General features: G+C 58.8%; 23 protein-coding genes and 1 pseudogene. 12 read left to right on the forward strand and 12 right to left on the reverse strand.

Annotation, left to right across the window (positions count from 1 at the left end; genetic code table 11):
• A pseudogene (locus FFS64_RS32205) lies at positions 1-152 on the forward strand (xanthine permease XanP); the annotation flags it as partial.
• 137 nt (positions 153-289) lie between these two features.
• Here FFS64_RS32205 and FFS64_RS15375 read toward each other — a convergent pair.
• Positions 290-1,183: a LysR family transcriptional regulator gene (locus FFS64_RS15375; RefSeq protein WP_137806084.1), complete on the reverse strand. Its 894-nt coding sequence runs from the start codon at positions 1,181-1,183 to the stop codon at positions 290-292.
• Positions 1,184-1,284: 101 nt separating this feature from the next.
• Between FFS64_RS15375 and FFS64_RS15380 the strand changes: the two genes are divergently transcribed.
• Both FFS64_RS15380 and speB read left to right on the forward strand, forming a co-directional pair.
• Positions 1,285-2,376 carry a polyamine ABC transporter substrate-binding protein gene (locus FFS64_RS15380; protein WP_137806085.1) on the forward strand — a complete coding sequence of 364 codons (1,092 nt, stop codon included), beginning with the start codon at positions 1,285-1,287 and terminating at the stop codon, positions 2,374-2,376.
• Between the two features lie 13 nt (positions 2,377-2,389).
• Positions 2,390-3,349 carry an agmatinase gene (gene speB / locus FFS64_RS15385; RefSeq protein ID WP_137806086.1) on the forward strand — a complete coding sequence of 320 codons (960 nt, stop codon included), beginning with the start codon at positions 2,390-2,392 and terminating at the stop codon, positions 3,347-3,349.
• Positions 3,350-3,512: 163 nt separating this feature from the next.
• Here speB and FFS64_RS15390 read toward each other — a convergent pair whose 3' ends face one another.
• A complete protein-coding gene (locus tag FFS64_RS15390; protein WP_137806087.1) occupies positions 3,513-4,565 on the reverse strand; it encodes an aldo/keto reductase in 1,053 nt (350 codons plus the stop codon).
• Between the two features lie 309 nt (positions 4,566-4,874).
• Between FFS64_RS15390 and FFS64_RS15395 the strand changes: the two genes are divergently transcribed.
• The 5 genes from FFS64_RS15395 (at position 4,875) to FFS64_RS15415 (ending at position 8,341) form a co-directional block, all read left to right on the forward strand.
• Positions 4,875-5,537 (forward strand): YafY family protein, encoded by a 663-nt coding sequence (locus FFS64_RS15395; protein ID WP_137806088.1) that lies wholly within the window; start codon positions 4,875-4,877, stop codon positions 5,535-5,537.
• 105 nt (positions 5,538-5,642) lie between these two features.
• Positions 5,643-5,984 carry a nuclear transport factor 2 family protein gene (locus FFS64_RS15400; RefSeq protein ID WP_095194151.1) on the forward strand — a complete coding sequence of 114 codons (342 nt, stop codon included), beginning with the start codon at positions 5,643-5,645 and terminating at the stop codon, positions 5,982-5,984.
• 30 nt (positions 5,985-6,014) lie between these two features.
• Positions 6,015-7,133: a cell division protein ZapE gene (zapE, locus tag FFS64_RS15405; RefSeq protein ID WP_137806089.1), complete on the forward strand. Its 1,119-nt coding sequence runs from the start codon at positions 6,015-6,017 to the stop codon at positions 7,131-7,133.
• Positions 7,134-7,167: 34 nt separating this feature from the next.
• Complete coding sequence (locus tag FFS64_RS15410) at positions 7,168-7,749, forward strand: DinB family protein (protein WP_137806090.1); 582 nt, start codon at positions 7,168-7,170, stop codon at positions 7,747-7,749.
• 100 nt (positions 7,750-7,849) lie between these two features.
• Positions 7,850-8,341 (forward strand): GNAT family N-acetyltransferase, encoded by a 492-nt coding sequence (locus FFS64_RS15415; protein WP_137806091.1) that lies wholly within the window; start codon positions 7,850-7,852, stop codon positions 8,339-8,341.
• 80 nt (positions 8,342-8,421) lie between these two features.
• Here FFS64_RS15415 and FFS64_RS15420 read toward each other — a convergent pair whose 3' ends face one another.
• From FFS64_RS15420 to FFS64_RS31300, 4 genes are all read right to left on the reverse strand, one after another.
• Positions 8,422-8,637, reverse strand: a complete 216-nt coding sequence (locus tag FFS64_RS15420) for a hypothetical protein (RefSeq protein ID WP_095194154.1) — start codon at positions 8,635-8,637, stop codon at positions 8,422-8,424.
• A gap of 107 nt (positions 8,638-8,744) precedes the next feature.
• Positions 8,745-10,985, reverse strand: coding sequence for a TonB-dependent siderophore receptor (locus FFS64_RS15425; RefSeq protein WP_137806092.1), 2,241 nt, complete (start codon positions 10,983-10,985; stop codon positions 8,745-8,747).
• Positions 10,986-11,156: 171 nt separating this feature from the next.
• Complete coding sequence (locus FFS64_RS15430; RefSeq protein ID WP_137806093.1) at positions 11,157-12,902, reverse strand: phosphoethanolamine transferase CptA; 1,746 nt, start codon at positions 12,900-12,902, stop codon at positions 11,157-11,159.
• Between the two features lie 200 nt (positions 12,903-13,102).
• Positions 13,103-13,279 (reverse strand): DUF6026 family protein, encoded by a 177-nt coding sequence (locus FFS64_RS31300; protein WP_171017093.1) that lies wholly within the window; start codon positions 13,277-13,279, stop codon positions 13,103-13,105.
• 272 nt (positions 13,280-13,551) lie between these two features.
• Between FFS64_RS31300 and gnd the strand changes: the two genes are divergently transcribed.
• The 3 genes from gnd to FFS64_RS15445 are packed head-to-tail and all read left to right on the forward strand — an operon-like array spanning position 13,552 to position 16,870.
• Complete coding sequence (gene gnd, locus FFS64_RS15435) at positions 13,552-14,532, forward strand: phosphogluconate dehydrogenase (NAD(+)-dependent, decarboxylating) (RefSeq protein WP_095194157.1); 981 nt, start codon at positions 13,552-13,554, stop codon at positions 14,530-14,532.
• Positions 14,529-16,052, forward strand: a complete 1,524-nt coding sequence (gene zwf / locus FFS64_RS15440; protein WP_137806094.1) for a glucose-6-phosphate dehydrogenase — start codon at positions 14,529-14,531, stop codon at positions 16,050-16,052. Before gnd ends, zwf begins: the two co-directional genes overlap by 4 nt.
• Positions 16,049-16,870, forward strand: coding sequence for an HAD family hydrolase (locus FFS64_RS15445; RefSeq protein ID WP_137806095.1), 822 nt, complete (start codon positions 16,049-16,051; stop codon positions 16,868-16,870). The genes zwf and FFS64_RS15445 overlap by 4 nt, the downstream gene beginning before the upstream one ends.
• Positions 16,871-16,923: 53 nt before the next feature.
• Here the strand turns inward: FFS64_RS15445 and nhaB are convergent, their stop codons facing one another.
• From nhaB to FFS64_RS15460, 3 genes are all read right to left on the reverse strand, one after another.
• Positions 16,924-18,426 carry a sodium/proton antiporter NhaB gene (nhaB, locus tag FFS64_RS15450; RefSeq protein ID WP_137806096.1) on the reverse strand — a complete coding sequence of 501 codons (1,503 nt, stop codon included), beginning with the start codon at positions 18,424-18,426 and terminating at the stop codon, positions 16,924-16,926.
• 78 nt (positions 18,427-18,504) lie between these two features.
• On the reverse strand, positions 18,505-19,794 hold the full coding sequence (locus tag FFS64_RS15455) for a hypothetical protein (RefSeq protein WP_137806097.1): 1,290 nt from the start codon (positions 19,792-19,794) through the stop codon (positions 18,505-18,507).
• A gap of 281 nt (positions 19,795-20,075) precedes the next feature.
• Positions 20,076-20,342: a hypothetical protein gene (locus FFS64_RS15460; RefSeq protein WP_095194162.1), complete on the reverse strand. Its 267-nt coding sequence runs from the start codon at positions 20,340-20,342 to the stop codon at positions 20,076-20,078.
• Between the two features lie 343 nt (positions 20,343-20,685).
• Here FFS64_RS15460 and FFS64_RS15465 point away from each other — a divergent pair, with 343 nt between their 5' ends.
• Positions 20,686-22,011, forward strand: coding sequence for a sigma-54 dependent transcriptional regulator (locus FFS64_RS15465; protein WP_137806098.1), 1,326 nt, complete (start codon positions 20,686-20,688; stop codon positions 22,009-22,011).
• Between the two features lie 152 nt (positions 22,012-22,163).
• Here the strand turns inward: FFS64_RS15465 and FFS64_RS15470 are convergent, their stop codons facing one another.
• Genes FFS64_RS15470 through FFS64_RS15480 form a run of 3 tightly spaced genes read right to left on the reverse strand, consistent with a single transcriptional unit; the run spans position 22,164 to position 24,951 of the window.
• On the reverse strand, positions 22,164-23,444 hold the full coding sequence (locus FFS64_RS15470; RefSeq protein ID WP_137806099.1) for a transporter: 1,281 nt from the start codon (positions 23,442-23,444) through the stop codon (positions 22,164-22,166).
• 46 nt (positions 23,445-23,490) lie between these two features.
• Complete coding sequence (locus FFS64_RS15475; RefSeq protein WP_137806100.1) at positions 23,491-24,237, reverse strand: hypothetical protein; 747 nt, start codon at positions 24,235-24,237, stop codon at positions 23,491-23,493.
• A 33-nt stretch (positions 24,238-24,270) separates the two neighbouring features.
• Positions 24,271-24,951 carry a C39 family peptidase gene (locus FFS64_RS15480; RefSeq protein ID WP_137806101.1) on the reverse strand — a complete coding sequence of 227 codons (681 nt, stop codon included), beginning with the start codon at positions 24,949-24,951 and terminating at the stop codon, positions 24,271-24,273.
• Between the last annotated feature and the right edge of the window lie 31 nt (positions 24,952-24,982).

Below are 24,982 nucleotides of genomic sequence, written 5' to 3' on the forward strand. Positions count from 1 at the left end.
GCGCCCCCGATCTCGGCGCGGCGAGCCACCTGGGCCTGGCGGCGCTGGTACTCGGGACCATCGTGGTGTTGAACCGGGTGGACGTACCCTTCCTGCGCCTGGGGGCGATTGTCGAGGCCGTAGATCAGGTCATTGTGGCGTGGGGCAGGGGGTTTTTCAGAGGCGTTCATGGTCCAGGGGTGGGCCGGGTCAGAAAATGGAGGCGCAGGATGCCAGAAAGACTATTTTGTGGCGAGCGATGAGCCCCGTATCCACCACAATGGTCATAGGTGGCAGGGAAACCGGCGTTTCAGGCAAACGCCGCCAACAAGTCTTCTTCAAATGCTTTCTGCGCATCCCCCGGTACCTGCGCCCGGTGCCGGGTCAGGTGAAACGCCACGTCAAAGCTCATGCCTTCACGGCGCACCATCCGCAGCAGCCCCTTGTCCTCCCAATGACGAGCAAAGTGCTCAGGCAGATAGCCGACATGCTTTCCGGACAGAATGAAGGCAAGGGTGCCTTCGACCTGTTCCGAACGCGCCGAGCACAGCTTGCCCTGGAATGGCTCATCGCTGCGCAGGAAGCGGTAAGGGTGATCGACCCGGTCGCAAGCTTGCAGCGCCAGGTCATCCGGCGCGTCGTTGTTGAACAGCGGATGGCCTTCCGCGCAGTACAGGTGCTGGGTTTCGGTAAACAGTTCGCGATAATCAAAAGCACTCTGCACCTGGGAGAAATAGCCGATGGCCAGGTCCAGCCGCTGTTGCAGCAGCAAGCGCTCCATTTCGCCAGGCATGGCGCTTATCAATTCGATGCGCACCGATTCGTCGCGTTCGCGAAAACGCCGGATCGCTTCGGCCACCCGTTGCAACACCGATTGGTCCAGGGCTTCGGACAAGCCCAGGCGCACTTCGCCGATCAAGCGCCCGGCCACGCCGTTGGACTGATGACGGAATGCTTCGATGGATTCGAACAGCCCTCGGGTGGCGCTGAGCAGTTGTTCACCCTTGGGCGTGATGCTGAACCCGCCCTTGCCACGACTGCACAACCGGTAGCCGAGGCGGGTTTCCAGTTTGGCCATTTGCTGACTGATGCTGGACTGGCTCAGGCCCAGTTCACCCTGGGCCGCGCTGAAACCGCCGCACTCCACCACGCTGACAAACAGGCGCAACAGGTGCAGATCCAGATCGTGGAGTTGACCGAGCATCAAACATTACTCCTTGGTAATGTCAGGTTAATAATCTTTATATTTTATCAATGTATCCGACGACGCATCCTGCAACCACTTCCTCCGGTCAGGTGTTCGTCATGGCTACCGTGTTCAAGATGTGTGTCCCCGCGCTGTTCCTTGCCATGGCCGCAGCGGCCCAGGCCGAGGACAAAGTCGTCAATCTCTACAGTTGGGCCGATTACGTCGCCCCTGAAACCCTGCAGCGTTTCGAACAGGAAACCGGCATTCATGTGCGCTACGACACCTTCGACGCGCCGGAAGTGCTGGAAACCAAACTGCTCACCGGCGGCAGCGGCTATGACGTAGTGGTGCCGTCGTCCAGTGTATTGGCCCGTGGCCTGGCGGCAGGCGCATTGAAAGCGATTCCCCACGAAGGCCTGAAGGGCTACGCCAATCTTGATCCGGATTTGCTGGAAAAACTGGCGGCGGTGGACCCCGGTAATCGCTATGGCGTGCCTTACACCTGGGGCACCCTGGGGTTGGGGATGAATGTAGAGGCGGTACAGAAACGCTTGCCGAACGTGCCGCTCAACAGCCTGGACCTGTTGTTCAAACCCGAATACGCCAGCCAGCTCAAAGACTGCGGCATTGCGATCATCGATTCGCCCCAGGAAGTGATCGGCCTGGCATTGCACTATCTGGGCAAGGATCCCTACAGCACCAGCAAGGACGATCTCGAAGCGGCCCAGGCGCTGTTGCATAAGCTGCAGCCTTCGGTGCTGTACGTGGCCAGCGGGCGGCAGATCAACGATCTGGCCAATGGCAGTGTCTGCCTGGCGTTGGCTTACAACGGTGATGCGAGCATGGCCGCCGATCAGGCGCGCAAGGCCGGCAAGCCCTACGTAATCTCCTACCGGATTCCCAAGGAAGGCACCCTGGTGTGGCAGGACAACCTGGCGATCCCCAAGGACGCGCCACACCCCGAAGCGGCGCGCCAGTTCATCGAGTTCATGTTGCGTCCGGAATCGGTCGCGGCGCTGACCAACACCCTGTTCTTTGCCACCGCCAACCAGGCCGCGACGCCGCTGGTGGATGAGGCGGTGCGCACCGACCCGGACATCTACCCGCCTGCTGAGGTTCGCGAACGGCTGTACGCCGATCGCAGCATGAGCCTCAAGGACATGCGCCAGCGCACTCGCGTGTGGACCGCTTTCCGTAGCCGCCAATAATAAGGAACCCGAGATGGACGTCCCGATGCAAAACGATCAGGCCATGACCCGCGACAGCCTGTATGGCACCGCCGCCGAAAGCACCTACGCCGGCATCACCAGTTTCATGCGTCGCCGCTACAGCCGCGACTTGCGCGGCGTCGACGTGGCAGTCAGCGGCGTGCCGTTCGACACCGCCACCAGCAACCGCCCTGGCGCGCGTTTCGGACCGCGGGGGATTCGCGCCGCGTCCGCCGGGATTGCCTGGGAGCGCCACTGGCCATGGACCTTCGATCCGTTCGATCATCTGGCGGTCGTTGACTTCGGCGATTGTGACTTCGATTACGGTTCGCCGCAGTCGACCCCGGAATGCATCGAGGCCCACGCCGAACATATCCTCAACGCGGGCAGTGCGATGCTGACCTTCGGCGGCGATCACTTCATCACCTATCCGCTGCTCAAGGCCCACGCCCGCAAGCACGGCCCGCTGTCGCTGATCCACTTCGACGCCCACAGCGATACCTGGCCGGACGAAGAGGGCAAGCGCATCGACCACGGCACCATGTTCTGGCACGCCGCCAAGGAAGGCCTGGTCGATCCGTCGCGTTCGGTCCAGATCGGATTGCGTACCACCAACGACGATCATCAGGGCTTTGAGGTGCTGGATGCGCGGCAGGTGCATCGACGTGGCGTTGATGCGATTGTCGAAGCCATTCGGGCGCGGGTCGGCGATCACCCGGTGTACCTGACGTTCGACATCGACTGTCTTGACCCGGCCTTCGCTCCGGGCACCGGAACGCCAGTGTGTGGCGGCTTGAGTACGGTGCAGGCACTGGAAATCCTCGGCGGTTTACGCGGGATCAACCTGGTGGGCATGGACGTGGTGGAAGTGGCGCCGGCTTATGACAGTGCGGAAATCACCTCGTTGGCGGCGGCGACGCTGGCGATGGAGATGCTGTGCCTTTATGCGGCCAAGCATAAGGTCGACCGGTAAAAATACAAACCATTGTGGGAGCGAGCCGGCTCCGGGCGGCGTTCCGACGAAAGCGCTGTGTCAGTCGATTTGAATATTGGCTGACACGGCCTCTTCGCGGGCAAGCCCGCTCCCACAGGTTCTGCATGGATTCTGTGGGAGCGGGCTTGCCCGCGATGCCTTTTCAAGCCACCGGGATTTTCGGCAGGTCGAGGGTCACGCCGCCACTGAACCGTGCAAAGGAACCGCTGATCGACTCATGAGGCACACCTTTGGCCACTTCGCTGACACCATCGAGCCGCGCCAACTGATCTTCATTCAACGCTACGTTCAACGCCCCCAGGGTTGCATCCAGTTGTTCGCGAGTGCGCGAGCCGAGAATCGGGATCAGTGTGGTGGTCGAGCGTTTGGCTTGTTCGCGCAACCAGGCGATGGCGACGTGGGTCGGGCTGGCCGCCAGTTCTGCGGCGACCGCCAGCAGGGTGTCGAGCAGGGCGGTTTCCCGGGCGCCTTTCTCGGCGTGAACCAGCACCCCGAGTTTAGTGGCGCGGTTGTCGCCCTGTGTGTTGCGGTACTTGCCGGTCAGGAAGCCGCCACCCAGCGGCGACCACAGGGTGGCGGCCAGCCCCAACGCCTCGGCCATCGGCAGTTGCTCGCGCTCCGCGGTACGCTCGGCCAGGCTGTACTCGACCTGAATCGCGGCAATCGGCGCAAAACCGCGCACCTCGGCCAGCAGATCGGCGCGGGCGATGCGCCACGCCGGGAAATTCGACAGCCCGGCGTAATGGATCTTGCCGGCCCGTACCAGATCGTCGAAACCACGCAGGATTTCTTCCATTGGCGTCACGCCATCGCTCATGTGCGCCCAGAACAGATCGAGGTGATCGGTTTTCAGCCGCTTCAAGCTCTCTTCCACGGCGCGAACCATGTTCTTGCGATTGTTGCCGGTGTGGGAAATACCGGCTGCCGGTGTAGTCCCCAAGGTGTATTTACTGGCGATGACCAGATGGTCCCGCTCCGGGGCGATGAACTCGCTGAGCATGGCCTCCGACTGACCACCTTGATAGCCGTTGGCGGTGTCGATGAAGTTGCCGCCAGCCTCCAGGTAACCATCGAAAATGCCCTTGGCTTCATCACGTTCGGCACCATGGCCCCAGCCGGTGCCGAAATTGCCGGCGCCCAACGCCAGTTCGGAAACCCGCAAGCCGGTTTTACGGCCAAACACTTTGTAATGCATGGGGAGACTCCTGAAGGTACGTCGAGGTGAATATAAATTATTTGCGACATCTATTTAATATGATCCCAGTAATATTCAGCGTCAAGCTCCTTTTCCCTCGTTCCGCCTGTAGGTGCAAAGCTTGCTCGCGATGGCGATGGCGATGGCGATGGCGGTGGCTCAGGCACTGCATCGTTGACTGCACAGCCGCCATCGCAAACAAGCAAGCTTTGCTCCTGCAGGTATGTGGTTTTTCCACCATGCTGCTGACAGTTTCTGACAGGGGCCTCTGCTAAGCTCCCTCGACTCTCTGGACAGGACCTGCCAATCGTGTCGCGAACGACCCGTTTACTGACGTTGTTGCAAGTGCTTCGCGGCAAGAGCCGTCCGGTGACGGCGGCCACGCTTGCCGGCGAACTGGACATCTCTGAACGTACGCTTTACCGCGACATCGCTGAACTCACCGCGTTGGGCGCGCCGATCTATGGCGAAGCGGGGATTGGCTATGTACTGCGCAGCGGCTTGTTCTTGCCGCCGTTGATGCTCAATGCCGACGAAACCGAAGCCATCGTTCTGGGGCTGCGCTATGTGGATCAGCGGGGAGATGAGGTACTGAGCAAAGCGGCGGCCGATGCGCTGGCCAAGATTGCCGCGGTACTCGCGCCGGAAGCGCTGGACGCGTTACGTAACCCAACCGTGATGCCGGGGCCGCCGGGGTATGGTTTTGCACCCAACGCGGTGCCGTTGAATGTGTTTCGCCAGGCCATTCGCAATCAGTCCAAGTTGCACATCGATTACGCCGACGCCCAACAAGTGCCGAGTCAACGGCTGATCTGGCCATTGGCCCTGGGGTTTCTCAACGAGGTGCGGATCATCGTGGCCTGGTGCGAATTGCGTGGTGCTTATCGGACGTTTCGTACCGACCGGATCTCGCAGGCGAGCGAGCAGGGCGAGCGTTATCCAGGGCGGCGTAGCGACCTGTTGCGGACCTGACGCAAGCAAATGCAACTGGATGAATCCGGGCGTTTCACTCCTGACAAGAATTGACAGCGCCCTGTTTTAGCATGGCTCCAGAACCAACAAACAAGGAGCCGCAACATGTCCAATCCCGCCTCGGCACTGGCGCCCGCCATCGCCGCCTACATTGCCGCCGCCAATGCCCGCGACACTTCGCGGGTCGGCAGTTTCTTCGCCGAAGATGCCAATGTGTTCGATGAGGGGCAGCACCGGATCGGCACGCAAGCCATTGCCCAATGGATGCAAGACACTGGCCAGCGCTATCAGCCTCGGGTCGAAGTACTGGAGGTGCAACAGCGTACCGGCAAGGTGCTGGTCAATGGCCTGATCTCCGGCACGTTTCCCGGCAGCCCCCTGGAACTGCGCTACATGTTTCGCCTGAATGAGCAGGGCAAGATTGCCCGGCTGGACATTTCACTGTAGTCATCGTGCGCTGGTGGCATACTGCCGCGCATGAATGTCGACTCTCCCCTCAGCGCCTGGCTGTACGCCATCGAACAAAAGGGCTTCGTCCAGGACGAAGCCCAGGAACATGCCGTCTGGGCTTTGCAGAAGTGTCATGAAGCGCTGCATGAAGGCCGCAAGCCGATCACTGGCGTTTACCTCTGGGGCCCGGTCGGGCGCGGTAAAACCTGGTTGATGGACCAGTTTTACCAGCACTTGCAGGTTCCGGCCCGGCGCCAGCACTTTCACCATTTCATGGGTTGGGTGCATCAGCGCTCGTTTCAGCTCACCGGCACCGCCGACCCGTTGAAAGCGCTGGCTCGCGAGTTGAGCGAAGAAGTGCGGGTGCTGTGTTTCGATGAATTGTTCGTCAATGACATTGGTGACGCGATCATTCTCGGGCGCTTGTTCCAGGTAATGTTCGAACAGGGCGTGGTGGTGGTCTGTACCTCCAATCTCCCCCCCGACAAGCTGTATGCCGATGGCTTCAACCGCGACCGTTTCCTGCCGGCCATCGCCGCGATCAAGCAGCACATGCAGGTGATTGCGGTAGATGGCGGCGAAGATCATCGTCTGCATCCGGGGCAGGGGCTTCAACGATACTGGGTGGTTGCGCCCGATCAATCCAGCCCACTGGAGGATGTATTCAAGGCGCTGACCGTCGGCCAGGCGATATCCTGTTCACCGGTCAAGGTCGGTTACCGTTCGCTCGAGGTGGTGCAGGCAAGCAAATCGGTGCTCTGGTGTCGTTACGCCGATCTCTGTGAACAGCCGTTCGCCGCGATGGATTTCATGGCCCTGTGCGACACCTTCAGCGTTATCCTGTTGAGTGACGTACCCAACCTGAGCGCGCAAAAACGTGTCGGACGCATCGCCCGGGGTACTGAAGACGGCGCCGTGCGGGTGGAAGCCGGGGATCGCGAATTGCCGCAGTTATCGGTGCATGACGACGGAGTGCGGCGTTTCATTGCCTTGGTGGACGAGTGCTACGACCGCAAGGTACCGCTGTACCTCGAAGCGCAGGTGCCGATGGATTCGCTCTACACCGAGGGCTACCTGGAGTTCCCGTTCCGCCGTACCCTCAGCCGCCTGCAGGAAATGCAGCTGGAGCGTTTTGCACAAGTCTAGGGCTTGGAAGATATGAGATTCAGGAGGTTTCAGCATGAACCAGCCTCTGTCCCACCATTTGCTGAGCATGGCTTACCAGAACGCCTGGGCCAATCACCGACTGGCCAAGGCCTGGTGTCAGTTGAGTCCCGGCGATCTGGCTGCCCCCCGTGTCAGCTTCTTTCCAAGCATCCGTGCGACCCTCAATCACATCCTGACCTGTGACTGGTTTTACGTGGATGCCCTCGAACGCGAGTTGCGCGGCGATGATCCGCACCCCGACTGCTACGTGTTTTTCAAGGACGACGAACCGTTCACCCAGGCGACGGATCTCAAGCGCGAGCAGGCTCATGTCGACCAGCGGTTAATTGCCTACTGCGAGCAGATGCGCGATGCCGATCTGGGCAAGGTGGTGACCATTGCCCGGGACACGCCACAACATGACAGCCGCTTGCGCCTGCTGTCGCACCTGTTCGAGCACCAGATCCATCACCGGGGGCAGGTCCACGCCATGCTCAGCGGCACATCGGTGAAACCACCGCAACTGGACGAGTTTTTCTGCGCGGGTGAGTCGCACCTGCGGGTCGAGGATTTTGCCGAGCTGGGATGGACCGAGGCCTTGATCTGGGGGCATTAAGATCTTTTGATTTTCAAACAGACACGCTCGCGATATCGTCGCCAGGCCTTCCAGAGCGATCTGCGCACTGGGGCCAAATTGAATGTGATCGAGGATGGAAATGGATTTCGCGGAAATACTTGTGCTGCAAGCCAGCTACACCAATCCGATACATGCCGAGGCCATTGGCCTGGTACTCAACAGTTACGCCCAAGACCCGATGGGCGGCGGCCATTCTCTGCCCGCCAACGTGCTGCAACTGCTGCCAGGCGAGTTGGCCAAGCGTCCCCACGCATTCAGCGTGTTGGCCTTTGTCGGCGGCGAGCCGGCCGGATTGGTCAATTGCTTTGAAGGCTTCTCGACCTTTGCCTGCCGGCCATTGGTCAATGTGCACGATGTGGCCGTGGTGCCGAAGTTTCGTGGCTTGGGCTTGAGCCAGCGAATGCTGCAAAAGGTCGAAGACATTGCCCGTCAGCGTGGCTGCTGCAAAATTACCCTGGAAGTGCTGGAAGGCAATGCGGTGGCCCAGGCCTCCTACGGCAAGTTCGGTTTCGTCCCGGGCGAGTTCGACCCGGCCCACGGGCGCATGATGTTCTGGATCAAGCCACTTTGATCCGCGCATAAAAAAGGGCGTCCATCAGGACGCCCAACTGTTTTCTCTGACTGAAGAGCAAGCAGTCAGAGGTGTAACAATCATTTCGGTCTGTAGGACTCGGTCATTTGTGCCGTTTGATCGTCCGGGACCCGCAGTTCACTGGCTTGGCTTGGTGTGATGTTGCCCAGCGCCACTTGCTGGTTATAGCGCAGCGTCTCGTAGTAGTACCTCATGCGTTCAGCGCCACCTTCGGCAAAGGCGCCGGCGGAGCCTAGTGTTGTGAGGACAGCTAGAATCAGCGTAGTACGTTTCATGGTGTGCCTCCCACTTACAGATGTCGGATGCCTTTCGTCCATGAGTCAACAGATCAAAGTCGAAGCCTCATTATCCGCCGATTCCGTTAAATGGGAATTAATAACCCCTAGAGTTTCCAGTCCAGGCTCAAGGTCACTGTACGCGGGTCGCCCCAGTAGACGCCGTTGTAGAAACCGACGTTGTCGTAATACTTCTTGTCGAACAGGTTGTTGACGTTAAGCGAGGCCGACAGATGCCTGTCGAACGCGTAGCGGGACATCAGATTAACCACGGTGTAGGCCTCCTGACGGATATTCGTGCGCTCGGTGATCAGGCTACCATCGACACGGCGCCCGACCGGGCGGTTGCCGGCTCGATAGACGTCGCTCTGCCAATTCACGGCAGCGCCCACGGTCAACGCCTGCCATTCGCCGGGCAAATGATAGGCGGTGGAGAATCGGAACATGTTCAAAGGCTGGTTGGTGTTGATGCGCTGCTTTTCGCCATCGACCGAGTGGGTGTAGGTGTAACCGGCGCTCATGTTCCAGCCCGCCATGACCTCACCTGACAGCTCGGCTTCGAAGCCTTGCACCTTGTTGCCTTTGCCGCCCGACTTGAAGAATTCTTCGCCCGTCACCGGGTCCGGCGGCACCGAGTCGTCCAGTTCGGCGACGTTGTCCTGTTTGCTCCAGAACAGCGCGGTCGCAAGGTTCAATCGTTCTTTCAGCAGACTGCCCTTGAGGCCCAGTTCATAGTTGCTGCCGACCACCGGTTCAAGGTACTTGCGACTGCTGTCGCGCTCGGTCTGCGGTTTGAAAATATCGGTGTAGCTGACGTAAACGGTGTACTCCGGGGTCAGGTCGTAAAGCAGGCCGGCGTAGGGCGTCCACATGTCGTTCTGTTGCTGGCTGCTGTGATCGACGCTCGACAGTTGCAGGTTGTTGTCGTAGCTGTTGGTGGTGGTTGAGGTTTTCCAGCTGCCGTAGCGGCTGCCGAGAACGGCGTGCAGTTCATCGGTGAGGTTCAGGCGCGTCGCCAAATAACCGGCCTTCTGCCGGGTGTAGTCTTTCGAGCCCGTCAGGTTGGTAACGGTGTCGGGAAACTTGCCGATGTTGCCCATATATTTCCAGTCGGGGACGTTTTCATAATCCGCCGCTCTTGGGCCGTCCACTGTGTAGGGCGAATCCTCGCGGCGCTCCGCTTCACCATAACCGACCATCAATTCATGATCCCGGCCGAACAATGAGTAGGGGCCGGAGACATTGAAATCATAGGCCTTCATCTTTTGCGTGCCGATCATATGGCTGACGTTGGCGATCATGCCGCTGCGATCCGCATTCGGGAAACCGCCGCCGGCGTAATAGATCTTGCCGTCGGTGTCACTTTCACGATGGGTATACGCGGCCTTGAGCTGCCATCCGCCAGCCAGTTGATGATCGAGGTTGGCGAACGCGGTCTTGTCCTTGAGCGGCCAGGAACTCCAGGACGTGGCCATGTTGGTCGAGCGTCCGAGGTTGGCCTTGCTGCCGTCGGAGTTCCAATAGGGCACAGTGCCCCAGGACGTACCCTGGACATGCTTGTTCTGATAGTCGTAACCCACCGCCAGCAGGGTGTCGTCGGTCAGATCGGCTTCGAGGACCCCGTAACCGACCTCCCGTTGTTGTTGGTATTTGTCCCGGTACGAATCGCTGTCACGGTAGGCCACTACGCCGCGCCCGCGCAGGCGTCCGTCGAAAGCCAGCGGTCCGCCGACGTCGAGGTAGCTGTAGTAATTGTCATAGCTGCCACCGCTGACACCGGTCTTTGCTTGCCACTGCGCGGTCGGCCGTTTGCGCACCATATTGATGGTGGCCGAAGGATCGCCGGCGCCGGTGGTCAACCCTGTCGCACCGCGAACCACTTCGATACGGTCGTAAATGATGGTGTCGGAATCGGACTTCATGTAGCTGAAGGTGTTCAACATGCCATCGACCTGGAAATTGTTGATCGAGTAGCCGCGCGAAGAATAACTGACCCGGTCCGAGTCGTTGTGCTGCACCACTACGCCAGTGGTCTGGCTCATGGCTTCGGACAGGGTGCCGAGTTTGAAATCATCCATTTGCTGGCGAGTGACCACGGAAACCGATTGTGGGGTTTCCTTGATCGACAGGTTCAGGCGGGTGGCCGTGCTCATGGAGCCGGTGGTGTATGAGTCGGTGTTTTCGGTGGTGCTGCCCAGGCTCTGGGCGGTTACGTTGGTGGCGCCGAGCATGAGCGTAGGCGCCAATGGCGCTGTTTCAGGCTCGGTTTCAGCCAGCAAGTCCGGGCTCAATGCTGCGCCGCAAAGGCCAAGGGTAAAAGTCATGGAACGGGTGATAGGCGCGAACATCGCAGCCGACTCCTTGTCGTCGTTGAAAAATTTCCGTTTGTTCAAAGACGAAGGAGGGGGGAGGGTTTTAGGGCTGAACGAGAATAATTATTATCTATTGAGTTCTTGTTGAACCCCAAAAACCACTGTGGGAGCCGGTTCGCTCCCACAGGGTTATTTGTATTGAAACAGTTACTTCAGCACGACTTCCGCCGTGTCCGGCTTCGTTTTGGGCTTGATCAGACTGAAGTCAATCAGCGGCCGCTGCTGGCGTTCGTAGGGGTTGCCGATCATCAATGGTCGTGGCTTGAAGCTGTCGCTGACCAAGCTCTTGCTGTGGTCGAGTTCATCGAAACTCAGGCCTGCCAGATCCGCCCAGGTGTGGATCAGGTGCGAACTGCTGTACGGCCGCCCCAGGTCACCGTCGAAATTCCAGTCGTGGGTTTCACGCCATTTCGGCGAGGCCCAGGCCATGAACGGAATGGTGTACATCGGTGCCGTCGGTTTGCTCTCGTTGCGCCCGAGGGTGCTGTGGCCAGGGGAGTCGAAAACGTCTTCGCCATGGTCGGAGAGGTAAAGCAGGAAACCGTTCGGATCGGACTTTGCGTAGTCCTTGATCAGGCTCGACACCACGAAGTCGTTGTACAGCACTGCGTTGTCGTAGCTGTTGTACGTCGGCAACTGATCGTCGCGCACGCCGGGCGGGACGCCGTTGCGATCCTTGAACTTGTCGTAGGTCGAAGGGTAGCGGTACTGGTAACTCATGTGGGTGCCGAGCAGATGCACCACGATCAGCTTGCGCGGCGCCGCGTCGGCCAGGGCCTTGTTGAACGGCTCGATCACATCGCCATCGTACTGCGCGGCGTTCTGGTTGCGGTTGTTGTTCAGGTACACCTGTTCGTCGGCCTGCTGGGAGAAGGTCGTGAGCATGGTGTTGCGCTTGGTCATGGTCTGCTGGTTGGTGATCCAGAAGGTCTTGTAGCCCGCCTGTTTCATCATGCTGACCAGGGACGGCGTCGACAGGTACAGATCCGGATTGTCTTCATCGGCGAAGGTCAGCACCTGCTGCAATGCCTCGATGGTGTAGGGACGCGGTGTGATGACGTTGTCGAAGACCGTCAGTTGATCCTTGAGCTTGTCCAGTTCCGGGGTGGTTTCCCGCGGGTAGCCGTAGAGGCTCATGCGCTGGCGGTTGGTGGACTCGCCGATCACCAGCACCAGGGTTGCCGGCTGGTTGGCCGTCGTATCCTTGAGGTTGTGCAGTGGCGGGATCTTGCTGGCACTGGTCAGCATTTCCTGCATCCCCGCCAAGGTGTCCAGGTAGCGGTGATAGGCCACGGCCATTTGCCATGGCACGGCCGGCTCGATGCGCGTTTCGAACTTTTCGAAGCCGCTGGCGAAACTGCCGGTACGCAAGGTGTGCTTGATCAGCGGATAACCGATCACCGCTACCAGGATGGCGGTTGCAGCCACCATGGCGCGACCTCGCGGCATGTACACCGGGCGCAAGCGTGTCCAGAGGAACCAGGCGAACGCGGTGTGCGCGAGGAACGCGGCCACCATCCACCAGGCGAAGTATTGGGTCATGTATTCGCCGGCTTCAGACACATTCGACTCGAACATGATGAAGATGACGCTTTGGGAGAATTCCTGCTGATAGATGAAGAAGTAACCCAGGCTGGCCATGGAACAGGCCCAGAGTACCACGCCGATCAGCGCCGCCATGACACGGGTTTGTCTGGGGAACAGCAGCATCGGCGCCAGCCAGATGGCGCTCATCACAAACGCCTGGCGGAAACCGGTGAAACCGGAAGTGCCGGTCAGTTGGATCAGCAGTTGGGTGATGCCGGAGAAATACCAGAAGAACAGAAACAGCCAGAAAAACCCTGCCCAATCGAAACCTTTCGCAGACTTGTCGCTGCGTTTAAACCAAGCCATTCAATGCTCCAGCCAATGATCACTTCCACCGCCAGAACACTAAAGTCGCCGACGAACGGGGGCAGCCCGGATACCGAGCGGCCACAATGAACCGGAGTATCAACAAGTGGATGTGAAAACTTCGTGAGTTTGCCAGAGAGGACGAAGGGCGATGGCATATCGGAAGCAGGGCAGTGCTGCTTCCGATTCAGGCGAGGGCGTCAGGCGTGGGGAGCGCCTTGGGTCACGGGTAAGGTCTGTTGGCCCTGGATCAACAAGCGCAGTTGCGCCAGCTCCTGTTTCAACTGGTCGCGTTCGTCTTTCAACTGGCGCAATTCATCGCGTCGGATCGTGACATAAAGGGTTTGTGCTGGCAGTGCGGTGTGTACTGTGCCCATTGCTCACCTCGCAAATGGCGTGTCTCAACTGTAGATCCGCGTGAAATAAGCGGCTGATCTACTATCGGCGCCAATTTTGATTTCTTTTTCCCGTGAAGGGAACTTTTTTATTTTTCATGGTCGTTGTGTCTTCGGCACGATTCCCGACGTTATCTGTCTGGATCGGGCACAATGCCCGGAAACTTCAAGCCAGCGCTCTGGACTAACCCACATTAGTCGCGTTGGGCTATAACCTTTGACACACATTTATTTGTAGTAGGGAGCATCAGCACATGCAACTCGGGATTATTGGACTGGGCCGCATGGGCGGCAATATTGCGCGGCGCCTGATGCTCAACGGCCATACCACCGTTGTGTACGATCGCAATACCGCCTTCGTCGAGACCTTGATCGAAGAGGGCGCGACCGGCGTTGCCGATTTGCCAGCCCTGGTTGCTGGCCTGGCCAAACCGCGAGCGGTGTGGGTCATGCTGCCGGCAGGCGCACCGACCGAAGAGACCATTGACACCCTGAGCACCTTGCTCGAAGCCGGCGATACCATCATCGACGGCGGCAACACTTTCTATAAAGACGACATCCGCCGGGCCAAGACCCTTTCGGAAAAAGGCCTGCACTACATCGACGTCGGCACCTCGGGCGGTGTCTGGGGGCTGGAGCGCGGTTACTGCATGATGATCGGCGGCGATGCCGAGACCGTTAAGCGTCTTGATCCACTGTTCGACAGCCTGGCTCCGGGCATGGGTGACATCCCGCGTACCAAGGACCGCAAATCCGATGACGACCGTGCCGAGCGCGGTTACATCCACGCCGGTCCCGCCGGTGCCGGGCACTTCGTCAAGATGATCCACAACGGCATCGAGTACGGCATGATGCAGGCCTTCGCCGAGGGCTTCGATATCCTCAAGACCAAATCCAGTACCAACCTGCCGGAAGACCAGCGCTTCGACCTGAACGTTGCCGACATTGCCGAAGTCTGGCGTCGTGGCAGCGTGGTCTCGTCCTGGCTGCTCGACCTGACCGCCGATGCCCTGGCCAGCGATCCGAAACTCGACGGTTACTCCGGTTCGGTGGCGGACAGCGGGGAGGGGCGCTGGACTGTCGAAGCGGCCATGGAGCAAGCGGTACCGGCAACCGTGCTGACGACAGCACTGTTCTCGCGCTATCGCTCCCGTGGGCAGGGCACCTTTGGTGACAAGATCCTTTCGGCCCAGCGCTTCGGCTTCGGCGGCCATGTGGAGACTGCGAAAAAATGACCCATGTGATCCGCAGAAAATCCAAGGCTGAACCCGCGCCACCTACCACGCTGTTTCTGTTCGGCGCCCATGGTGATCTGGTCAAGCGCCTGCTGATGCCGGCGCTGTATAACCTCAAGCGCGACGGTTTACTCGGGGATGGACTGCGGATCATTGGTGTTGACCACAACGCCATCAGCGATGAAGGCTTCGCAAAAAAACTCGAAGACTTCATCCGCAGCGAAGTGGCCAGCAAAGTCGGCAAGGGTGATCAATCCCTTGATCCAGACTTGTGGGCCAAACTCGCCCAAGGCATCAGCTACGTCCAGGGCGATTTCCTGGACGACAGCACCTATCAAGCGCTGGCGGCAAAAATCGCCGACAGCGGCACCGGCAACGCGGTGTTCTACCTGGCCACCGCGCCACGTTTTTTCAGTGAAGTGGTGCGTCGTCTCGGCGCATCCGGTTTGCTCGAAGAAAGCCCGGAAGCATTCAGAAGGGTGGTGATCGAAAAACCCTTCGGTTCCGATCTGCCAACAGCCGAAGCCTTGAACGCCTGCTTGCTCAAGGTCATGTCGGAAAAGCAGATCTACCGCATCGATCACTATCTGGGCAAGGAGACCGTGCAGAACATTCTGATCAGCCGGTTTTCCAACAGCCTGTTCGAAGCGTTTTGGAACAATCACTACATCGACCATGTGCAAATCACCGCCGCCGAAACCGTCGGCGTGGAAACCCGTGGCAGTTTCTACGAAAACACCGGCGCCCTGCGGGACATGGTGCCCAATCACCTGTTCCAGTTGCTGGCGATGGTAGCCATGGAACCGCCGGCGGCGTTTGGCGCCGATGCGGTCCGTGGCGAAAAGGCCAAGGTGGTCGGCGCAATTCGTCCCTGGTCGGTCGAAGAGGCCCGGGCCAATTCGGTACGCGGTCAATACACCGCGGGGGAAGTCGGTGGCAAATCCCTGCCGGGGTATCGCCAGGAGGACAGGGTCGCGCCTGACAGCAATACCGAAACCTATGTGGCTCTCAAGGTCATGATCGACAACTGGCGCTGGGTGGGCGTGCCGTTCTACCTGCGCACCGGAAAGCGCATGAGCGTGCGCGATACCGAAATCGTCATCTGTTTCAAACCGGCGCCATATGCACAGTTTCGCGATACCGAGGTCGATGAACTGGCACCGACCTACCTGCGCATCCAGATCCAGCCCAACGAAGGCATGTGGTTCGATCTTCTGGCCAAACGGCCAGGGCAGGCCCTGAAGATGGAGAACATCGAACTGGGCTTTGCCTACAAGGACTTCTTTGAGATGCAGCCGTCCACCGGCTACGAAACCCTGATCTACGATTGCCTGACCGGTGATCAGACGCTGTTCCAGCGTGCCGACAACATCGAAAACGGCTGGCGTGCGGTACAGCCGTTCCTCGATGCCTGGCAGGAGGATGCCTCGGTGCAGGGCTATGCTGCGGGCGAAGACGGGCCGAAAGCCGCCGAAGAGCTGCTGACTCGCGACGGTCGCGTCTGGCACGGCCTCGGATGAGTGACGCCACGCCACAGCCCATCCGGTTTTTGCTCAGTGACATGGACGGTACCTTGCTGCTGCCCGATCACAGCCTTAACCAGCGCACCATCGACGCGGTCCGTTCGTTGCGCGAAGCCGGCGTGTTGTTCAGCCTGGCCACGGGGCGTCCACCCAGGGCCATGCTGCAGACGATCGAGGCCTTGGGCGTCGACCTGCCCACGGCAGCCTTCAACGGCGGCACCCTCGTTCATCCCGATGGCAGTTTGCTCGTCGCGCATTACTTGCCGACGGCGGCAGCATTGACGACCCTGGCGCTGTTCGCCGATCAACCGGAGATCGAAGTCTGGGTATTCAGTGGCGATGACTGGCTGGTCAAAGATCCGGCCGGCCCCATGGTGCCCCGCGAACAGCACGGGCTGGGATACCCGCCGGTGGCGGTCGAAAGCTTCGAACCGTACCTGGCCCGCATCAACAAGATCGTCGCCGCCAGCAACAACACCGAGTTGCTGATTGAGCTCGAGGCTCAGTTGCTGGCGAAAGTCGAAGGCCAGGCCCAGGTCTCGCGTTCGCAACCGGTGTATCTGGACGTGACCGCGATGCAGGCCAACAAGGGCGAGGCGCTGAAGACGCTGGCCGAATTCCTCGCAGTGCCTTTGGCGCAGACGGCTGCAATGGGGGATGGTGGCAATGACCCGGCGATGTTTCATTGTGCCGGGTTGTCGATCGCCATGGGGCAGGCGGAAGAGGCGGTGAAGCGTCAGGCGGATGTGGTCACTGCAAGCAATGCCGAAGACGGGGCGGCGTTGGCAATCGAGCAATACATTCTCCCGCGCTGAACACACAAACCACTGTGGGAGCGGGCTTGCCCGCTCCCACATTTAGTTCGGGTTTACAGCCAGTAGGTCACGGCGTACCAACCCAACACACCCATCACCACCGTATACGGCAACGCCATCCAGACCATGCGCCCGTAAGACAGGCGTATCAGCGGTGCAATCGCCGAAGTCAGTAAGAACAGAAACGCCGCCTGGCCATTGGGCGTTGCCACGCTAGGCAGGTTGGTGCCGGTGTTGATCGCGATGGCCAGCGTCTCGAAATGCTCGCGGCTCATGTGCCCGGCGATGAACGCCTGTTTCACTTCGGTGATGTAGATCGTCGCGACGAACACGTTGTCGCTGATCGCCGAGAGCAGGCCATTGGCAATGAACAGCATGCCCGGTTGTTGATCGACCGGCAGGGCCAGTACCCATTGGATCAATGGTGTGAACAGTTGCTGATCGTGGATCACTGCCACCACGGCGAAGAACACCACCAGCAGGGCGGTGAACGGCATCGCGTCCTTGAAGGCAGTACCGAGACGGTGCTCGTCGGTAATCCCGGTGAACGCGGTGATCAGCACAATCACCATCAAACCGATCAAACCCACTTCCGCGACATGAAACGCCAGCCCGGCGATCAGGATCAGTGCTGCAACTGCCTGCACGATAAGCGCTGCACGCTGGCGCGCGGTGCGCTCGGCATTGTCTTGGGCAGCGTAATCGGCCAGCACGGCCCGTACGTTGTCCGGCAGCAATGTGCCGTAACCGAACCAGCGCAGTTTCTCCAGCAGGACGCAGGTCACCAGTCCCGCCACCAATACCGGCAGCGAAACCGGCGCGATCTTCAGAAAGAACTCGGCGAAGTGCCAACCCATCTCATGCCCGATCAACAGGTTCTGCGGCTCGCCCACCAGCGTACAGACGCCACCCAGGGCCGTGCCGACGGCACCGTGCATCAGCAGACTGCGCAGGAAGGCGCGAAACTGATCGAGGTCTTCATGATGGAGTTTGGGCAGGTGACGGTCGTCGCTGAATTCGCTGTCCTGCCGCGGATCGGTGCCTGAGGCCACGCGGTGATACACCGAATAAAAACCGACAGCCGCACTGATGATCACGGCGGTCACGGTCAAGGCATCGAGAAACGCTGACAGAAACGCCGACAAAAAACAGAACATCAATGCCAGCATGGCCTTGGAGCGCACGCCAAGCAGCAAGCGCGAGAAAAGAAACAGCGGCAGGTCTTTCATGAAGTAAATGCCGGCCACCATGAACATCAGCAGCAGGATCACCGGAAAGTTGTGCAGCAGTTCGTCATAAAGCGCCTGGGGCGTGGTCATTTTCAGCACCAGTGCTTCGACCAGCAACAATCCCCCGGGCATCAACGGATAGCATTTGAGCGCCATGGCCAGGGTGAAGATGAATTCCAGCACCAGCAGCCAACCCGCCGCCACCGGACCTACGGTCCACAGCACCACTGCATTGATAATAAGAAAACCGACAATACAGAGTTTGTACCAGCGAGGTGAGTTGCCGAGAAAGTTATGCGCGAACGCCTGGGCCATGGAACCGGACATCGGCTACTCCTTGTATTAAGAAGCGCGCAAGTTGCCGTAAGCGAAAGAGAAGATCAAGTGCAGGAACAGTACGATGGATCAGCCCAAAAAACGTGCAACGACTGCATGATAGTTGCCGTCCAGTGAATAACCTGCCACGACGATATTTTTATCGGCCTGGATGGCCAATGAAGTTGCCGTATCGAGACTGCGGCCGAGTCGGGTACGAACCCATCCGGCACCGTCGCCGAAGTTACGATCAAGCTGCCCGTCGGGCATATATCGACCCAGAATAAAGTCGGCCTCGACACCGCCGATGGTTGCGCCGGCCGTGATCACGCTGCCATCCGGTTGTGCCTGAGCCGCGGTCCACTGGCAACCACTGCGGCCGATTTCCAGCAATTGCGCCTGGCCATCGTTCCAATGCCTGTCCGGGCGGCCATTAATGTGGAGTTTCAGGGAGAGGCAACGCATGGGATCGCGGCTGCTGCCAAAACAATGTATATCGCCATCTTCCAGTTGGACGACCTGGCTGACTTGCGCGCTTTGTCCCTGAGCTTTGAAACTCATGAAACCATCCACGGCGAAGCGATCGTCAAGGCTGCCGTCGGGCTGATAACGGGCCAGCAAGCCCTCTTCGGGGAAGTTGATCGAACCACCCACCAGGATTCGGCCGTCGCGCTGCACCCTGACGCAATTGAGCCAGGTGTTCATCAGCAAGTGCCTGATGATCACAAATCCACGGCCGTTGAATGTATTGTCCAACTCGCCGTTGGTGTCGAGCCGTATGAGCATGCCGGCGTGATCGGCCAGTTCGAAATGATGGTTGGCCACCAGCACGATTTTACCGTCTTCCTGGACGCCGGCATCACAGGCTTCGGCCCCCGGCACTCCGGGAGGCAGCCAGGCATCGCGAATCCCGTGGGATAGATTGCCCGGCAGTCGCACCACGCAGTAACCGTTGTCGCCAAACTGCTGGACCGGACAACCTTGCGGATCGAACAATGCTACGGCGGGAAGGGTACGGTGGGCATTTTCATAGTGCAGGCCGGTCAGCAGAATCCGCCCGTCGGGCAATTCGTGAACCTTGCCAGCCATGGCTTCAAAGCCCGGCTCGAACTGCCCGATGACACTGCCTTTGTAGCCGAATGCCAGATCCGCGGAACCATCCTCCAGCAAACGGGCCAGGCCAAAACGACTGCCACTTGGCGTGCCGACTTTTGCCGCCACCAGCAAGCGTCCCTGGGAATCGATGGTGACGTCGTTGGCCAGGCTTGAAGTGCTGCCGGCGAAGTACACCTGGGTTTTGCCTTGGGTGGCGAAGCTGATATCGAGCTTGCCGGCGTAACTTGACGCGGCCGGGACAGTTAAAACGGACTGGATTGACATGCACGCATCTCCTTGCGAGTCGTCGTTGTCCAGAAGTTGGTTGGCGACTAGTTAGGAGATCATTCAATCCCTGAATGCCCGGATGCACAACTGGCAGAAATAACAGGCGGAGGGTCGTTGTGTGCCACAACAGTGTCTTTTCGAACCAATGGCAAGCGTGCAAAGGATTAATGTGAGCCAGTTCAAATAACGATGCGAGACACGTGCATTTGAAAATGAAAACCAGGCAACTAACGGCAAAAAAGGAGGGCGCGGATTACCGAAGTAATCCGCAAAAATGATTAGTGCGGCATCGACCACGACTGCAGTTTGTAACCTTCCTGGCTCAACTCTTCACGAGCTTGTTCAAGCAGGCGTTGAAGCTGCTCAGGGTCGGTGTAGGCGCTGCTCGGGATCTGCTTGCGGCCTATACTGTTGTTGGTACGGTCGATGACGGTCAGGCAGAGTTCGCCGTTGCCGTCCTGTGGCGCCCAGGCCACGCATTGGAAAGGCTGGAATGCGCGGTCGGCAATCAAAAGAGCTTCGTTGATACGGAGCGGGGCGTTCATAGGATGTTCTCTCAGTATGCCCAATCAAGTGATGTGCCGACGGTTGGGCTTACCGTTCGGCAGGTTACTTGTACTGATGTCCGCAACCAGGGTTCGGGTCACACACAAATAAAAGAAATTTCAACTTTTGTTCAAATGCACATCGCAAGCACATGTTTTGAAAGCTGAATGAAAGGTTGGAGTCGTTAGTTAACTAACAATATAGATTCTTATAACTATTTAGGCAGCGACTCTATAGTCAAACGGTACAAGGCCACGTCAAATTCTTGCTAATGTTACAGCCAGGTCCGCCAAATGACTGTTTTTAATAAAATTTCCTAGAATTTGGCGCCAAGGAACAGTCATGAACGAAGCGCCTGCCTTGCGACGTCTATTAGTGGTTGATCCCTGCGACGACTGCCATCGTGTATTGCCGGGATTACGCTCCGTGGGTTGGGATGTTGACAGCTGTTCGCTGGAAAACGCCATCGACCGAACCTGTGACGTGGGTCTGTTGCGCCTGCAGCCTTTTCACCTTGAACGCCCCGATGCCGTCAAAGAACTCATCAGCCGCAGCGGCACCGAGTGGATCGCCGTCCTGAATCAGGAAGTCCTGCGCCTGCAGAATGTCGGGGACTTTGTCTGCGAATGGTTTTTCGACTTCCATACCTTGCCGTTCGATGTCTCCCGGGTCCAGGTCACACTGGGGCGGGCCTTTGGCATGGCGCGCCTGCGTGGGCAGGGCACGGTGCATATCGATCAGCCCGAGCACGAACTGTTGGGCGACAGCAAACCCATACGCGAATTACGCAAGCTATTAAGCAAACTGGCACCCACCGAGTCACCGGTGTTGATCCGCGGCGAAAGCGGGACAGGTAAAGAGCTGGTCGCCCGTACGCTGCATCGGCAATCCTTGCGCCACAGCAAACCCTTTGTCGCGATCAACTGTGGCGCGATTCCCGAACACTTGATCCAGTCCGAACTGTTCGGCCACGAGAAGGGTGCTTTTACCGGTGCCCATCAACGCAAGGTCGGGCGACTCGAAGCGGCCAACGGCGGCACGCTGTTTCTCGATGAGATCGGTGACCTGCCCCTTGAACTGCAGGCGAACCTGTTGCGTTTCCTCCAGGAAAAACACATTGAGCGGGTGGGTGGCAGCCAACCGATTCCCGTGGATGTGCGAGTGCTGGCCGCGACCCATGTCGATCTCGAAGCCGCCATCGAGAAGAAGCGCTTTCGCGAAGATCTGTACTATCGGCTGAACGTGTTGCAGGTCGCGACCGCGCCCCTGCGTGAGCGCAATGGCGATCTGTCACTGCTGGCCAACCACTTTTCCCATTTCTACAGCCATGAAACCGGCCGCCGTCCGCGCAGCTTCAGTGAAGACGCCTTGATTGCCATGGGCAAGCATGACTGGCCGGGCAATGTTCGTGAGCTGGCCAACCGGGTACGTCGCGGGTTGGTGCTGGCCGAGGGCCGACAGATCGAAGCGCGAGACCTGGGGCTGATCAGCCATCAGGGCATTGCCCCGCCGATGGGCACACTGGAGGAGTACAAACACAGGGCGGAACGCCAGGCCTTGTGCGATGTACTTAACCGCCACAGCGATAACTTGAGTATCGCTGCCAAGGTGCTGGGGATCTCCCGGCCTACCTTCTACCGTTTATTGCACAAGCATCAGATCCGGTAAACCCACCCTTGCAGGAGTGAGCTCTGCTTGCGATGGACTTTGGGACACCACGGGTGTCAGGCTTGCTGTGTAATCGTTAACGACCATCGGCTCCTACAGTAAAAGCCCCGCTGCGACCTGAATCGCAGCGGGGCTTTTTTGTGGGTGTCGGATCAGAAGTAGTACGGGAACTTCAGGCTGAAGGAAAAGTCTGGCGAGTCTTCGGTCAGTCCGATAGACAGGTTGGGAACGATTGTCAGGTTGTCGGTTGCTGCCAGGGTCATGCCGATGTTGAAGTTGGCCGAGTTGTAATCGCTGTTGGTGATCGACTGCCAATCGCCACCGTCCGGTTTGATCTTGCTCTTGCGGGCGAACTGATCGGTGACCGAGAACGACATACTCATCTTCTCGTTCAAGGCGAATGCAATGCCGGCGCCGATCTGCCAGGAATCGCCCAGCTTCACGTCCCCTTTGACCTTGGAGCCTTCCTGGGGGCTGATGTCGCTGAAAGAGTCTTCCATGTTGTAGGTGTAGGACAGGCTGCCAAACAGTACGGCCGGGTCGAAAGTCTTGACCAGCGAGATACCCGGGGTGATGGCCCAGACACCATTGCCGGTAGGCAAGTCCTCGGGCACCGAGAGGTTATCGTTGCCAGGGTCATTGACCAGCTTGATGCCGTAGGGGTCCTTGCCGGTCGGCGCCTTGATGCGTAGGGTAGCGACTGCATCGGGCAGGCTTTCCGACTCATCCAGAAACTTGTAGGCCACGCCAACGTTCACATCGCCGATGGTCGGGTCGCGGGTGACGCTTGCGTCGGACGTTACCGGCCCTGCGCCACCGGCGCCACCGGAGGAATACGTCGACTCGCGATAAACCACGGGGACGTTAATGTCGAACTGCCAGCGTTGTGCAACGTTGTAGCGGGCGGTCAGGTCCAGTGTCCAGTTGTCGGCCTTGATGCGGTCGAGGTTGATGTTGCCGAGAAAAATCGAGTCCAGCGCCAGGAAGCCGTTGAGCGTCAGTGCTCGGGTATCGTAGTGGGTATAGGTCAGGCCGGTTTCGACGCTGAACTTGCCGCCACCGAAGAATCCGCTGGCTTCGTCGTACAGGTTCGAAACGCTTTGTGCCGGTTCCGAGTCATCCTTGAGCGACTGCCCGTAGGAGCTGCCCGTGGTTCCGGGCGCACCCGCGGCCACTGCCTGGCCACCCCTGGTGGTTTCGGCAGGGGATTTGGTCAGGCGTTTGGGAGCAGGTGACGCAGGTGCCGCTTCGACTTGGCGAACGCGCTGTTCGAGTACCATCAGTGCGTTCTGTTGTGCTTCGTAACGTTGTTTCAACTCCATGAGTTCTTGTTTTAGTGCTTCAACCTGGGGGTCCGTTGCTGCGTAAAGCAAAGTTGCCGGGGCCAGGCCGCTCAAACAAACGATAGCTCTGAACGTTAACGATCGGTGCATGGGTTAGCCGTCCCTTCTGACTACATCTGATGAGACTGAGCGTAGATCAGAATCCGAGAGTGCGAAGACCTTTGAGCTGATCCAGATTGCCGTTCAACGACCCGGCCGTGGTTACGTTGTCACGCAACACGACATTGAAGGATGTGAAGTTGCGGACCTGGTTGCTGCCGCCTAGCAAAGTCGTATTCTGCATCAGCCCACCCTGGGCCAGGCGTTGTACGGTACTGCCCTGATTGTTGTTGGCCACGATATTGAGTTGCACGCCATTGCCGGTCGAGGAAATGCTCATCGAGCCCGCGCCGTTGGCGCCGGTCAAGGTCGAGCCCGAGGCCAATGCCTGGCCCTGCTGCTGCGTTACGGGTGCCTGATTAGCCTTTGTGACGTTGATATCAACATTGTTGTAGGCCGTATTATTGTCACCGGCAGCACGCACCACTTGAGTGACCCCTTGGGTGCTGTTGAGGCCGTTGCCGCCAGCAACGGTGCCGGTACCGGTGCTTTGCGAACGCGCAGAGCCAGTACCATTTTCGTCGATCATCGACACATAGAACTGCGGCGTGATAGTCGACTGCTGAATTTGCATCGAGGAGCGTGCCCCGATCACATCTCCGTTGGCATTTTGCCAGGTGCTGGTCATGACAACGCCGAAACTGATGACCCGTCCCGGCATGACAAAGCGGCCGCGAAGGTTCGCCAGTTCCTGATCTTTCAGTTCGATGGGTTTGAAAAATTCTGCCTGGGTTGGCAGGCTGGCGGTCAGGCATACCATGGCCAGCCAGATTGGAGTCTTCATTGAATGCTCCTGGAGCGTCGTGCTCCCTTGTTATTAGAAGAAGTCGCTCTGGATGAATCCGAAGTCCATCAACTCTGCGTCCTGCACAGGGCTGAAGGCGTTGATGCGGTTCTTGGCGGTCAGCGGCAAAGGTGGGTTGAGCAACGCATTGTTTTTGTCGTAGCCCTGGCCGATGACGGCAAAGATGATGCCGTTCCAGCCTTTGACAAAGTCTTCGACCTTGTAGCGTTTATGACCGAGTACCGGATCGCCGATATACACCCAGCCGTTGTGGACTCTTTGCATGACCACAAAGTGTTTGTAGCCACGGATATCCATGAGTACAACAACCGGAATCTTGATGTCGTTTAACGTTTCGGTGGCCACCCGATAGCCACGGGCCCGCATACCGATACTTTCCACGTAGCGCTTCATGTCGAGCATGGAGAAGCCCTGAACGCGGACAAGATCCTGATCGGAATGCGCCAGCATCCCTTCGATGATCTGTTCTTCATTCACGTCCAGCCAATAGGCCTGACGCAATACGGTCGCCAGCGCAGCCGCGCCGCAACTGAAATCGGTTTTCTGTTGCACCAGGTCGGCAAACTTGCGCTCGCGTATGCTCTGGATCGGCTTATACACCACCGCGCCACCCGGCAGGATGGAAAGCGGCAACTGTGCAGCCTCGATCACACTGGACACGCAAAGCAAAAATGCCAAGGCGATAATTCGCATGATTGGACGCCCCCTGGATGTTTTGAAGAAA

This window comes from Pseudomonas sp. G(2018), from assembly GCF_005502415.1.
Classification (GTDB): Bacteria; Pseudomonadota; Gammaproteobacteria; order Pseudomonadales; family Pseudomonadaceae; genus Aquipseudomonas.

Excerpts from the sequence above, each read along its gene's own strand:
- FFS64_RS15465 (WP_137806098.1), top strand. The coding sequence starts at position 20,686 with ATGAACGAAGCGCCTGCCTTGCGACGTCTATTAGTGGTTGATCCCTGC.
- FFS64_RS15415 (WP_137806091.1), top strand. The coding sequence starts at position 7,850 with ATGGATTTCGCGGAAATACTTGTGCTGCAAGCCAGCTACACCAATCCG.
- nhaB (WP_137806096.1), bottom strand. The coding sequence starts at position 18,426 with ATGTCCGGTTCCATGGCCCAGGCGTTCGCGCATAACTTTCTCGGCAAC.
- FFS64_RS15375 (WP_137806084.1), bottom strand. The coding sequence starts at position 1,183 with ATGCTCGGTCAACTCCACGATCTGGATCTGCACCTGTTGCGCCTGTTT.
- FFS64_RS15410 (WP_137806090.1), top strand. The coding sequence starts at position 7,168 with ATGAACCAGCCTCTGTCCCACCATTTGCTGAGCATGGCTTACCAGAAC.
- zwf (WP_137806094.1), top strand. The coding sequence starts at position 14,529 with ATGACCCATGTGATCCGCAGAAAATCCAAGGCTGAACCCGCGCCACCT.
- FFS64_RS15420 (WP_095194154.1), bottom strand. The coding sequence starts at position 8,637 with ATGAAACGTACTACGCTGATTCTAGCTGTCCTCACAACACTAGGCTCC.
- FFS64_RS15445 (WP_137806095.1), top strand. The coding sequence starts at position 16,049 with ATGAGTGACGCCACGCCACAGCCCATCCGGTTTTTGCTCAGTGACATG.
- FFS64_RS15470 (WP_137806099.1), bottom strand. The coding sequence starts at position 23,444 with ATGCACCGATCGTTAACGTTCAGAGCTATCGTTTGTTTGAGCGGCCTG.
- FFS64_RS15430 (WP_137806093.1), bottom strand. The coding sequence starts at position 12,902 with ATGGCTTGGTTTAAACGCAGCGACAAGTCTGCGAAAGGTTTCGATTGG.
- FFS64_RS15455 (WP_137806097.1), bottom strand. The coding sequence starts at position 19,794 with ATGTCAATCCAGTCCGTTTTAACTGTCCCGGCCGCGTCAAGTTACGCC.
- FFS64_RS15460 (WP_095194162.1), bottom strand. The coding sequence starts at position 20,342 with ATGAACGCCCCGCTCCGTATCAACGAAGCTCTTTTGATTGCCGACCGC.
- FFS64_RS15480 (WP_137806101.1), bottom strand. The coding sequence starts at position 24,951 with ATGCGAATTATCGCCTTGGCATTTTTGCTTTGCGTGTCCAGTGTGATC.
- speB (WP_137806086.1), top strand. The coding sequence starts at position 2,390 with ATGGACGTCCCGATGCAAAACGATCAGGCCATGACCCGCGACAGCCTG.
- zapE (WP_137806089.1), top strand. The coding sequence starts at position 6,015 with ATGAATGTCGACTCTCCCCTCAGCGCCTGGCTGTACGCCATCGAACAA.
- FFS64_RS15475 (WP_137806100.1), bottom strand. The coding sequence starts at position 24,237 with ATGAAGACTCCAATCTGGCTGGCCATGGTATGCCTGACCGCCAGCCTG.
- FFS64_RS15380 (WP_137806085.1), top strand. The coding sequence starts at position 1,285 with ATGGCTACCGTGTTCAAGATGTGTGTCCCCGCGCTGTTCCTTGCCATG.
- FFS64_RS15425 (WP_137806092.1), bottom strand. The coding sequence starts at position 10,985 with ATGTTCGCGCCTATCACCCGTTCCATGACTTTTACCCTTGGCCTTTGC.
- FFS64_RS31300 (WP_171017093.1), bottom strand. The coding sequence starts at position 13,279 with ATGGGCACAGTACACACCGCACTGCCAGCACAAACCCTTTATGTCACG.
- FFS64_RS15390 (WP_137806087.1), bottom strand. The coding sequence starts at position 4,565 with ATGCATTACAAAGTGTTTGGCCGTAAAACCGGCTTGCGGGTTTCCGAA.
- gnd (WP_095194157.1), top strand. The coding sequence starts at position 13,552 with ATGCAACTCGGGATTATTGGACTGGGCCGCATGGGCGGCAATATTGCG.
- FFS64_RS15400 (WP_095194151.1), top strand. The coding sequence starts at position 5,643 with ATGTCCAATCCCGCCTCGGCACTGGCGCCCGCCATCGCCGCCTACATT.